The sequence below is a fragment of the Emticicia sp. W12TSBA100-4 genome, assembly GCF_040253585.1.
Classification (GTDB): Bacteria; Bacteroidota; Bacteroidia; order Cytophagales; family Spirosomataceae; genus Emticicia.
The window spans coordinates 68,700-80,779 of sequence record NZ_JBELAU010000013.1 but is presented as its reverse complement, the minus strand read 5'-3'; the positions used below and the strand labels follow the sequence as shown (position 1 = coordinate 80,779).

Sequence of the window (12,080 nt, the reverse complement as noted above, 5' to 3'; positions counted from 1 at the left end):
TGACTGATAAATTAAATATACATAGATTCAACCTAAGGGGAGTCATTTAGATTTCTTTTAGCCCACATGATTTTAGATAGTCAAATATATCGTTATAAAAAATAGATAGTCTTGTTTTATCATTATCGTCTCCGTTTGGAACCCAAATTATTGCACCTTCTCTTGCTCTTGTGAGTAATACACGATATTTGTTCAATATAAATTGTTTTCTCTGTTCGTCTGCAACTGTTTGCCATTTTGTCCCCTTAAATTGCCTGAAACTCCAATTTCCATTTTCTCTTCGTAAATCGGTATCCCAGAAAATCCCTGCCCAATCTATTTCAAGTCCTTGCACTGCATACTCTGTTGCAATTATTTCAAGAAAGTTTGATGAGCGAACATCATCTGTCGGATTTAAATACCATGCTCCTAATTCGTCTTGGCTTGAATCTCCACGTAGTCCATAAAATGGGTCATAACCAAAGGCTTTTAACCTTCTTCCTCCTGAGCTTGCAACTATTCCTATTCGCCTTGTTCCTCTTGCTTTTTTCTTCAACCAATTTTTTGCTGTATCTAAATTTCTTGTAATAAATATTGGATAATGTTTCAACTTATCATTGAATATTTTACTTGCTTCTTCACTCTTATTTTCCAGAACAAGACCAACCCACTTTGAAAGTTCTTGTGCTTTGTATGAGCGAATAGAAACTTTTAAATGTAAATTTTCATTTTCAACAACTTCAACATTTTTTGGTATTGTTTCAAACAATGTCAAGTTACCTGTGCTATGGTCTCCTTGTTTCAACTCTTGTGAAATATACACCTTCCAGTTTGTAAATTTATCCTCAATTGCTTTTCCCCATTCTCTCAAACCTGCTTCGCCAGTATTTATTTCTTGCCCACCTCCTACTAATGCTATGATAACAGACCAATCATCGTGTCGATTCATGATAGATAAAAGAACTTCAGGTTCGGACTCTGTTATTTCACCGTTTGACTTTTTCGTTTTGTGTTCTTTTGTCCATGCTCTTTGTGCTTCATCATAAATCAAAACTCTATCAAACGGAGTTTTTGTTTTATCCAAATAATATGCGTCGATGAATTCATGAACATTGTGAATGAAAGTTTTCACTCTACGTTTTGCTTCTACTTTATTCACATCTTCCCGTTTTGAAAAATCTCTTGATAATGCTTCAGATAAAACTTTAACAAGTGGACTGTTACCCGAGAGAAAAACTCCAAGCTCACTATTATCGGATTGAAAATCTCTATTGTGAACTATATTTAAACCTGCAAGGGTTTTCCCTGCACCAGGAACTCCGGTTATGAAACAAATTATTTTTGATTTTGTTCTTTTTGCTTGTTTGATTGCGTCAATTACAGCATTAGTTGTGCTTGTTAGGTTTTCTGCTCCTGCATGACTTCTGGAAATTTCAGAAACATTCTGTCCTGCATAAAGTACTTGTGCAGCCTCAATAATTGTTGGTGTTGGAGAATATTTACTGTTGTTCCAATCTTCAAAATTTATGTTATCAGTTCTATCAGCAAAAAGGTTTGTTATTGAATGAATTATTTCAGACAAATTTTTTGAATTAGCAAATATAGTGTTCTGAACTATGTCATTTGACTTTGAAATTTCATTCGAAATAGACTGGGCATTGGTGCAAAGAAGAATTGGAATAATTATTCTGTCTTTACTTTCAAAATGAAAGTCCCGTAAGTCGAGGCAATAATCTTCTAATTGTGCAGAATCAGCAAGATTAAAGTTATTTTGATGGTTTTTTACTTCCAAAACAAAAATTAAGTTATTTGAAATAAGAACAACATCAATTCGTTTTGCTCTTCTTGGAATTTTGTATTCATAAAGGATTCCCCAACTTCCTAAGTCGAATATTGTGTCTTTAGTTTCGTCGAAAAATTGTTTTATGATTTCAACACTATCTGCCCAAGTTTTTGTTTGCTGTTGTTTTTGGTCAAGGTGATGGTCACTGTAAACAAGTGAAATAGTTCCGACTATCTGGTCAGTAGGTGTTGCCTGATGATGTTGAAGTGTAGTATGATAAAATGCTCCCACAATTTGATTTTTTACGCTGTATATTGTTTTTGTATAAGATTTCCTAAAGTTATAAACGAAGAATTATTGCTTATTTTCAAATAGATGGAAATCAATTGTACTTTTCATGTTTATTGAAAAAGAGAGTCAAAAATTTGCCTTAACTCTCATTCCCCTCCGCAATTTCCAAAAATCCCAACCCCAAACCAAGCAATCAAAATTATATTTATCTTACGGTAGAGGTACCAAAATAATGCGTGTTTTTGTAGGTTTTTCTGCCTAAAAATCATAAACTTTGTATAATAACCTATTAACCTTCTATCCGATGATTGTGAGGTACTTTACATTGTTTTTGTGTTTGTTGGCGATGTCTGTTTTTGCCCAAACACCAGTCATTTCGAGCGGTCAGACTTGGAAATACCTCGATAATGGCACCGACCAAGGCACTGCATGGCGTGGCGTTGGTTTCAATGATGCTTCGTGGGCGTCGGGGGCTTCGCAGCTCGGCTACGGTGATGGCGACGAAGCAACCGTTGTGGGCTATGGTGGCAATGCCAGCAATAAATATATCACTACCTATTTTCGGAAAACCGTCAGTATTTCTTCGTTGGCTACAAGTTATCTGCTCCGCATCAAGCGAGACGATGGCGTGGTGGTGTATGTCAATGGAGTAGAGGTTTTTAGAGATAATTTGGCGGCCAGCCCCAACTACCAAACACTCGCAACCAACGCTACCGATGATGGTAATACGTGGCTCGAAACCAGTATTGCTGCCTCCAATTTTCAAGTAGGAAACAACGTCGTTGCCGTCGAGATTCACCAAACTGCCATCACCAGTTCAGATATTTCGTTTGATTGCGAGTTACTTACTTCAAGCTATACCGTTAGTCGTGGACCGTATTTACAGATGGGTACTTCAAACAGTATGCAGATTCGTTGGCGAACCAACGTGGCTTCTACCACCAAAGTCAGCTATGGTACTAATGCCGCCAGTTTGAGTAGTAGCGTAAGCGATGCCACACTCACTACCGAGCATATTGTTAATCTGTCGGGGCTTTCGCCCAATACGCAATATTATTATTCCATTGGCACGACCACCGAAGTGTTGCAAGGAACTGCCCAAAATTATTTCATAACTGCTCCAACAATTGGCACGGAAAAGAAAACTCGTGTGTGGGTAACAGGCGACTGCGGAACGGGTACGACCACCCAAACAGCTGTAAAAAACAAGTTTTTGGAGTATATCGGCAATCAATACATTGATTTGTGGCTGCTTTTGGGCGATAACGCTTATAGTTCGGGACTGGATTCGGAATACCAAACGAACTTTTTTCAGCCCTACCAAAACGACCGAATCATGAAACAAACAGTGCTTTTTCCGACACCGGGCAATCATGATTATTATGCCACAGGCACTGCACAGCAAGACCATATAACGCCTTATTACAGCAATTTTAGTTTGCCAAGCAATGCCGAAGTAGGAGGGGTGGCATCTGGTCACAAAGAATATTATTCCTATAATTACGCCAATATTCATTTCATAAGTTTGGATTCCTACGGCACCGAAACCGCCAATAATTATCGAATCTATGATGCCATAAGTCCACAAATTACGTGGTTGAAAGCCGATTTGGCCGCCAATACTCAAAAATGGACGATTTTGTACTGGCATCATCCACCCTACACGATGGGTAGCCACAATTCAGATACTGAAAACGAACTGAAATTTATCCGTCAAAATGTAGTGCCGATTTTGGAGCAGTATAAAGTAGATTTGGTGCTGTGCGGACACAGCCACAACTACGAGCGTTCTCGACTCATGAAAGGCCACACGGGGCTTGAACCGAGTTTCAATGCGGCTATTCATAACCCAACTTCATCGAGTGGTAAGTATGATGGTTCGCCCGATTCTTGTCCGTATATCAAAACTTCGAGCTTGCCCAATACAGGCATTATGTATGTGGTGGCGGGTTCGGCTGGTTGGGCTACGAGTACACAGGCTACCTATCCGCACGATGCAATGGCTTTTTCGCACACTGCCAATGGTGGGTCGTTGTATTTAGAAATCGAAGCAAACCGACTCGATGCCAAATGGATTGCCGATGATGGTGTAATTAGAGATAAATTTACGATGATGAAAGACGTAAATCTCAAACAAACCATCACTCAGGCCACCAACTTATCGAATATTACGCTAAATGCCTCATGGATAGGAAATTATTCTTGGCCAAATGGCGGTTTTACGAGTCGAAGCTTGGTGGTTTCTCCCATCAATAACACGCAATATATTGTGCAAGATGGTGCTCAATGTTTGGCCGATACTTTTTTGATTCAGATAACGACTCAAAATTGTCAGCAAACTTGGAATCTTTCGAGCGACATTACGGCTAATTCATTGCTAAAATATGAAGCTGGACAAAGTATTTTGGCCAGTAATCTTATCAATTCGGGAGCAAATGTGCGTTATAGTGCCGGCAAAAACGTAGAGCTTTTGCCGGGCTTTCAAGTACAAAGTGGTGTGAAGTTTAGTGCGAGCATTGAGGGGTGTACTAACACCAATGCTCGCACCAAGGTTGATGAGCGAAGTCCGTGAAAGGGTATTAATGAGTAAATTCCGTGCTAATTACCTCTGCAAGTACATCAATATTTATGTCTTTTAGAGTTTTGAATTTTATACAATACCCACTAATGCTTGCCTTTCCGAGCCTTTGACCGTAAGTTTGGGCTAAGTATTTCTTATCTTCGATACCAAGAATATAAACAGAAATGCCAGTTGTGTTGGTACTCATTCCAACCTTAAACCACTCATTTATTTTTCCGTTCGCATACTTGATTGTATGGACTCCATACCCAATAGTTGGATTGGTAACAGTTTTATTATCGCTGTTTTTACCATCAAAAAACCAAAGTTTACACGCAGGTAATTTTTGCAGTATAAGCTGGTGCAAAGCCTGCATATCGTGCCGCTTTTGCTCGGGTTGGCTATCAATATAGCCCACGATTTGTTCTTGAATTTCCATATGTCAATCTAATTCTTCGCAGTAAAAACTATGGATAATTAGCAATTGCTGAATTTCACGAGCAATATTTTCTTCACTCTCAATTCGCAATATTTTGTCACAATCTTCAAGGTCAAAATTCCATTTGGCTTTTGGAAAAATATGGTCGATTTGTGGCTTAAATGCTTTTATCTGTTTCTTAGTTTTTACCGATGTTTTGAAAACAAAAATCATTTTACCGATAAAGCTGCTAATAGGATTTCTAAATTTTGTAAAGATGCCGTAAAACCAAGTTTGAAGCCTTCGAGTATGCTTTCCATACGCTCGAATGATTCATTATAAACCGTGATGCTGACTTTGGTGATGCCGTTTTCTTCGCTGAAATTATAGTCCCAATCAGAACCATACTGCTCGGGGTTTTCGTTTTCGTCGGCAAATACATTATACATCTTAAAATTGGTTTTCGGAGTAATTGATGTGTATTGCTGAATCGCCCAACGAGCTTGCCCTTCTGGACTTATCATGGCATAAAATCTTTTGCCACCCACCTCAAAGTTCATGTATTTTGTTTTCGATACAAACGGTTTGGGAGCTACCCATTGGTCGAGCAGTTCTGCTTTGGTAAAGACATCCCACACTAAGGCTTGGTCGGCGGCAAATTCCCGAGTGATAAACACCGTTTTGGCTGCTTTATCGACAGTAAAATCAAAAAGTAAGTCATTTTTCATTTTTTGTGCTTTTTATTGTTGCTAATAGATTATCAAGTTGGTTGAATCGAATTTCCCAAATCTTGCGGTATTGCTCCAGCCATTGGTCTATCTCTTTCATTTTTTCGATTTCGAGCGTATAATAAATTTCTCGGCCATGATGCTCTTGCTTTACGAGCTCACATTCGGTAAGAATACGTAAATGCTTCGACACCGCTTGGCGGGTTGTGTTGAAGTTTTCGGCAATGGCGTTGGGTGTCATAGCCTGTAAGGCAATTAGAGCAATAATGCCTCGGCGAGTTGGGTCGGCAATTGCTTGAAAAATATCTCTTCTCATAGGTTTTATTGTTTACGAAACTAATTGGTTGCGAATTTATGTGCAACTTTTCGGTTTCGCAAATTTGTTTTGATTTTTTTCTGATGATTGAAATTGAAAAGATAAGGTCTTGCCCTCAGTTTGGCTAATTTTTTTTCAGTTATACATAAATGTATTGTATAGGCAAATGCCGTTGTAACAACGGCTGACGCATAGACTGATACTTCTATTACAGATGTAAATTCAGCCTAACCGAGCATTTAGTCAATGTCAAAATTTACAATTAATGGTTTATGGTCGCTGTGTTTTGTCCATTTTTCGTAAGTACCAACTTCAACATTTTCTAATTTATCAATTAGGTTTCGAGATGCAAAACAAAAGTCAATATGATATGGTCTGTCAATTCTACGTTGCATAAAAAGCGTTTTGTCTTTTTCCTTTCCTTGGGTCTGATTATGGAAATGATGATAAGTACTTAAAATATCTTTAGTCTTTAAATATTCAACAAGGTTTGTATGGTTGTAAATTCTGTTTGGTCGGTCCCAAATGGAATTGCTATTGAAATCTCCTGCAAGAATTACATATTCATTGTTTAATAAGTTACTATAAAAATGAACAGCGTTCCAAATTTGCTCTGTATAACAATCGTGTTTTTCGGGTTTCTGTGACCAGATTGCGAAAACTGTCAAATTAATTTTGTCGTTGTAAACGGATAAAGGTAAAACATATTTAAAATTCGGATTGTGTATATCAAGCAGTTTGATTTTGAAGTCGCTATATGAAAAAACTCCAATTCCTTTATGAGGGTTGTTGCCATACCAAAAAATGTCTGCTGGTTGCTTTGTGTCAAGTCTAAATAAAAGGCGTTCTTGATTTTCGCATTCAGGTACAATTAAAATGTCAGGTTGTTCTGTCAAAATAAATTCAGCCTTTTTCCTGTAAGCCATATTGCAATTCCAAGTGATGATTTTCATTTATTGGGATGTCTTTTAGAGTGACACAACTGTCAAATATCCAAAAGTTTCATGAAACTTTCAGTATTGTTATAAAATCAATAACGTCACTCCTCAAAATTATCATAATAAGTAAAGTCTTTAGTGATTTTTCCATTTTCAATAGTGAAAATCGTGCAGATGGGTAGCACAAACTTTGAGCCATCAGGGGCCGTTCCTGTCGAAATAAATTCTACCGTAATGTACTTTTCGCCCGAAAGATACGTTGCTACCACTTCATCGTGCAGATTCGGAAAAATCTTGTTTAGTTCGGCATATTTTGTGCTGGTTTGTTGGCGAGTTTGCTTCACAATTCCCGCTCCGAGCGATGGGTCTTTAAAATCGGCAGTATCGGCATACATTTCTGCCATTTTTGTCCATTCGTGGGCATTGAAGTATTCATAATATTGCTTTACCAAAGCTTCGTTTGGATTTGGTGAGGCAGTTTGTTTTTCGGAGGTTTCTTCTTTTTTTGTGCAAGAAATAACAGTTGCGAGCAGAAGGAGGTTGAAAAGTAGCTTTTTCATGCGTTGTAATTTATTGGTTGGAACTTTAAGAGGTGAATTAAACCAAAATTGCCAAAACGCCCTGAAAATTCAAAGCATTTTGGCAATAAAATACTAACTCAAAAATGTACTATACGGCTGTTGCATATTCGTAGAGCGGCACATCAAGTTGTTGTGCAATCTTATAAATCTTATTGATGGCTGTTTCTATTTGGTCATAGCTGTGCGTTGCCATCAACGAAAGTCTAATTAGACTATCTTCTGGTCGTACGGCTGGCGTAACCACTGGATTCACAAAAACTTGTTCCTCCATCAACATTTTAGTCATCAAATAAGTCTTGTTATCATCTCTGATATAAATTGGTATAATTGGCGATTGCGTTTCACCAATATCAAAACCTAAATATTGTAAATAGTCCATCGCATAGCGAGTATTCTCCCAAAGGGCATCTATTCGCCACGATTCGTTTTGCATCACATCTAAAGCTGCGGAAGCACTGGCAATAGAAGCAGGAGTAGCACTTGCACTAAAAATAAGCGAACGGGCCGTATGCTTGATGTGGTCAATCACTTTGGCATCAGCAGCCACAAAGCCACCCAACGAAGCCAACGATTTGCTAAATGTACCCACGATTAAGTCGGTTTCGTTAGTCAAACCAAAATGGTCGGCAGTTCCTCTGCCTTGTTCGCCCAAAACGCCCAGTCCATGAGCATCATCAATCATAATCATTGCCTCGTATCTGCGGCATAACTCAATCATTGCGGGCAGTTTTACAATATCACCTTCCATACTAAAAACGCCATCAACAATCACAAGTTTGATAGCCTCTTCGGGAAGTGATGCAAGGATGCGTTCGAGACTCTCAAGGTTATTATGCTTAAATTTTAGCACCTTCGAAAACGAAAGTCGTGTACCTTCATAGATAGAAGCGTGGTCTGCTTCATCAATGATGATGTAGTCGTGTCGGCCAGTAATTGACGACACAACACCCAGATTTGCCTGAAAACCAGTACTAAAAATCAGTGCAGATTCTTTGCCCAGAAATCTTGCCAGTTTCTGCTCCAGCTCAACGTGGATGTCGAGCGTACCATTCAGAAACCTCGAACCCGCACAGCCTGTACCATACTTGTCGATGGCGGCTTTGGCGGCGTCTTGTACGTACGGGTGATTGGTTAAGCCCAAGTAGCTATTTGAGCCAAACATTAAAACGTCTTTACCGTTGATTCTTACGGCGGTGTCTTGGTCAGACGTAATTGGTCGGAAATAGGGGTAAATACCCGCATTTTTCATGCCCGTAATACGAGCGTTTAACTGCAATCGTTGTGTTGCATGTTGGTTTTTCATTGTAATTTGGAATTTTGGGATGGGACATCAATATTGAGAATCGGATGGGAATCCTTTCCTCAAAAAATTATACGTGTGTTTGTATCTGAAAGAAATACTTATTCGCTAAAAGATACCGAAAAGTGGATTTTATGAATACAAAGCAGACTTAAAAGTACAAAAAAAGCCCTCACAAGAATCTGTAAAGGCTTTTTGGGTTACGTAGTAAAGGTTTTTATATTGTCTTTGAAAACAATTTTTCTGTCGAATTTGTTTGAACTAAATGCTTATCAAACGCCATACAAATATTCCTAATAAAGGCTTTTCCTGCTGGCAACACTTTTAGGCCAAACTCATTGAAAATGATGAGTTTATCATCAGCGAAATTTTCCAGTTTTTCGAGGAGTATTTCTTTCTCTTCTGCCGTCCAATCTGAAATTTTCCATGAAGTTACTAAATTACAAATAATATTCAAAATTTGTTCACGAATAAATAAATCTTTTTTGCTGAGAATGTGTCCTTTGAACACAGGAAGCTCTCCACCGTTTACTTTTTCGATGTAAGGTTCAATTTCTTTGATATTTTGTGCAAAAGCCGTCCAGCTATCGCTTATTGACGATGCCCCGAGTCCCAACAAAACTTTCGACTGAGTAGTGGTATAACCCATGAAGTTGCGGTGAAGTGTGCCATTTTCTTGGGCTTTATATAAACTATCGTGCGGAAGCGAAAAATGGTCCATACCAATTTCGGCATAATTGTTTGCCTCAAAAATTGCTCGTCCACGCTCATACAAAGCTCGTTTTTCTTCGCCACTTGGTAAATTACTTTCATCAAATCCACGTTGACCATTGCCTTTTATCCACGGCACGTGTGCGTACGAATAAAATGCAATACGGTCGGGTTTCAGAGTCAACGTTTTCTGAATTGTGTCTTCGATGGAAGAAAGTTGCTGAAATGGCAACCCAAAAACCAAATCGTGACTGATGGATGTATAGCCAATCGCACGGGCGAGTTCAGTTACTTTTTTGACATTCTCGAAAGGCTGAATGCGGTGAATAGCCAACTGCACTTTGGGGTCATAATCTTGCACACCAAAACTTACTCTACGGAAACCTAAATCATAGAGTGTTTGGAGGTGTTCGGCACTTGTATTGTTGGGGTGTCCTTCAAAACTAAATTCGTGTTCGGGACTTACGATGGCGTCTTTCAAAATGCCTTCAATAAGCGTTCGGAGGGTTTCGGGAGCAAAAAAACTGGGCGTTCCACCTCCCAAATGTATTTCGGCAATCTGTGGTTTTTCGGGAAAAATAGCCAAATACAAAGCCCACTCTTTCAAAACTGCTTGAATATAAGGCTCTTCGACCGCATGATTTTTGGTGATTCGCTTGTGGCAAGCACAAAACGTACACAGACTTTCGCAATACGGTAAATGAATATAGAGGCTTATGCCAGAAGTTGTATTAGTTGCGGAAAAGGTTTCGACTAAATTATTTTGCCATTGTTGAGCATCGAAAGTTTCGGTTTGCCAATGTGGCACAGTTGGATAACTGGTGTATCTGGGACCAGCTACATCATATTTTTTTATAAGCGAAGAATCGGCCATGCGTTTACGTAATTTTCATGCAAAACTAAAGGCCAAGTTTCGGAAAAATGATGAGGAATGTCATGTTTCCAAAATCAGAAACTAAGATACAGAACTCAAAAACAGCCTTTGGTCAAAAAAATAAGCAAGTTTCAATCAAGAATCGCTTATATTTATCGAAAGATTTTATTCAAATATTTTTATCAATGCCAACCTACAACCAAATCAAACGCCAAATAGATTTGAACCCTTTTGCTGAATTAATGCTACGGAATGAACTAAAGGCTTTACCAAGCATTATTCACGAAAACGAATACATTGATGCCTCGGTGCATGGCTATTGGAATACTCGACATGTGTTGCTTTTGGCTACAACGCAACGCATTTTATTAGTTGATAGCGATAACTACGGTGATGTTGAAGTCATCGAATTTCCTTATGATAAGACCGTTACGGTGCGTTGCCCAACGGCTGATTCTGTCGTTTTTGGTACGGCCGAACGTAAGGTAAAAGTTGATAATACGCTCGAAGAATACATTGCGGCTTTCTACGCAGTTGTGCAAGATAGATTGGCAGGAAAAGAACCGAAATTGTATCGAGAAAGAGATATTTACGCACAAGAAGAACAAACTGGTGAAGCCGAGCAACAAGCGAGCAACCCATTTCATGTGATTTTACGTGGACTCGATGGGCTGTCAAAAATGATAGTTCCGCAAGCGGAAGAAAACAAACCACAGTCGCTCACCCAAGATTCGCAAGCAACTGTGAAAGGTACAAAACAATCAACCGAAACAGAAAAAACATTGGATGAACTTTTGGCAGAATTAAACGCTTTGGTGGGTTTGGAGAATGTAAAAGAAGAAGTGAAAAGTTTGGTAAATGTGCTGAAAATTGAGAAAATCAGAAAAGAACAAGGCATTACGCTGCCCGACCGCTCGCTGCACATGGTTTTTCATGGAAATCCCGGTACGGGAAAAACAACTATCGCACGATTACTGGCAAAGATTTTTAAATCCTTAGGTATTTTGAGCAAAGGAACCCTTTATGAAACCGACCGCAGTGGTTTGGTGGCGGGTTATACTGGACAAACCTCGCTAAAAGTGCGTGAAGTTTGTCAGAAAGCAATGGGCGGAATTTTGTTTATTGACGAAGCCTACGCCCTTAATACCGAAGATACGTATGGTCCCGAAGCCGTGAATACAATTGTGAAATTTATGGAAGATAATCGTGATGATTTTGTGGTGATTGTGGCGGGTTATGAAGAAAAAATGACAGAATTTATCAACTCAAACCCCGGTTTACATTCGAGATTTAATAAATACATTGCTTTCAAAGATTATACACCCGAAGAATTGGTCGATATTTTCTTGTTGCAAACTGCCAAAGTGCAACTAAAAGTAGAGGAAGATGCCCAAGAAAAGGTTTATAAGTTATTCAAGGAACTCTACGAAGACCGAGATTCGTCTTTCGGAAATGGTCGTCTGGCTCGTAATATTTTTGAAAAAACTTATGAAAAACAAGCCAATCGCTTGGTGAATGAGGGCATTGAAAATGCCAATATTAGCCTGATAAAAGAAGAGGATATTCCTGTGATGGATGTGTAGGAGCATCCAGTTTGGACG

The 12,080-nt window shown here is 38.9% G+C and carries 11 protein-coding genes; 2 read left to right on the top strand and 9 right to left on the bottom strand.

All coding sequences use genetic code 11. The annotated features are described in order from the left end of the window. Nucleotides 1-46: 46 nt before the first annotated feature. Nucleotides 47-2,053 (bottom strand): DNA/RNA helicase domain-containing protein, encoded by a 2,007-nt coding sequence (locus ABR854_RS19535; protein ID WP_350267534.1) that lies wholly within the window; start codon nt 2,051-2,053, stop codon nt 47-49. A gap of 304 nt (nt 2,054-2,357) precedes the next feature. Between ABR854_RS19535 and ABR854_RS19530 the strand changes: the two genes are divergently transcribed. Then, nucleotides 2,358-4,625 carry a purple acid phosphatase family protein gene (locus tag ABR854_RS19530; RefSeq protein WP_350267533.1) on the top strand — a complete coding sequence of 756 codons (2,268 nt, stop codon included), beginning with the start codon at nt 2,358-2,360 and terminating at the stop codon, nt 4,623-4,625. A 7-nt stretch (nt 4,626-4,632) separates the two neighbouring features. Here the strand turns inward: ABR854_RS19530 and ABR854_RS19525 are convergent, their stop codons facing one another. The 8 genes from ABR854_RS19525 to hemN form a co-directional block, all read right to left on the bottom strand. Next, nucleotides 4,633-5,052, bottom strand: a complete 420-nt coding sequence (locus ABR854_RS19525) for a DUF1801 domain-containing protein (RefSeq protein ID WP_350267532.1) — start codon at nt 5,050-5,052, stop codon at nt 4,633-4,635. Between the two features lie 3 nt (nt 5,053-5,055). Beyond that, nucleotides 5,056-5,265, bottom strand: coding sequence for a hypothetical protein (locus ABR854_RS19520; RefSeq protein WP_350267531.1), 210 nt, complete (start codon nt 5,263-5,265; stop codon nt 5,056-5,058). After that, nucleotides 5,262-5,759, bottom strand: coding sequence for an SRPBCC family protein (locus tag ABR854_RS19515; RefSeq protein ID WP_350267529.1), 498 nt, complete (start codon nt 5,757-5,759; stop codon nt 5,262-5,264). The genes ABR854_RS19520 and ABR854_RS19515 overlap by 4 nt, the downstream gene beginning before the upstream one ends. After that, on the bottom strand, nt 5,749-6,075 hold the full coding sequence (locus ABR854_RS19510) for an ArsR/SmtB family transcription factor (protein ID WP_350267528.1): 327 nt from the start codon (nt 6,073-6,075) through the stop codon (nt 5,749-5,751). The genes ABR854_RS19515 and ABR854_RS19510 overlap by 11 nt, the downstream gene beginning before the upstream one ends. Before the next feature lie 239 nt (nt 6,076-6,314). Further along, nucleotides 6,315-7,028 carry an endonuclease/exonuclease/phosphatase family protein gene (locus ABR854_RS19505; RefSeq protein ID WP_350267527.1) on the bottom strand — a complete coding sequence of 238 codons (714 nt, stop codon included), beginning with the start codon at nt 7,026-7,028 and terminating at the stop codon, nt 6,315-6,317. 86 nt (nt 7,029-7,114) lie between these two features. Next, complete coding sequence (locus ABR854_RS19500; RefSeq protein ID WP_350267526.1) at nt 7,115-7,573, bottom strand: nuclear transport factor 2 family protein; 459 nt, start codon at nt 7,571-7,573, stop codon at nt 7,115-7,117. Between the two features lie 109 nt (nt 7,574-7,682). Then, nucleotides 7,683-8,897: a serine palmitoyltransferase gene (gene spt / locus ABR854_RS19495; protein ID WP_350267525.1), complete on the bottom strand. Its 1,215-nt coding sequence runs from the start codon at nt 8,895-8,897 to the stop codon at nt 7,683-7,685. A gap of 214 nt (nt 8,898-9,111) precedes the next feature. Continuing rightward, nucleotides 9,112-10,479, bottom strand: coding sequence for an oxygen-independent coproporphyrinogen III oxidase (gene hemN / locus ABR854_RS19490; protein ID WP_350267524.1), 1,368 nt, complete (start codon nt 10,477-10,479; stop codon nt 9,112-9,114). A gap of 62 nt (nt 10,480-10,541) precedes the next feature. On the opposite strand from hemN, the gene ABR854_RS19485 reads away from it, so the two are divergent. Next, the gene (locus tag ABR854_RS19485) at nt 10,542-12,062 is read left to right on the top strand and encodes an AAA family ATPase (protein ID WP_350267523.1); all 1,521 of its coding nucleotides are present in this window, start codon (nt 10,542-10,544) and stop codon (nt 12,060-12,062) included. Nucleotides 12,063-12,080 lie beyond the last annotated feature (18 nt).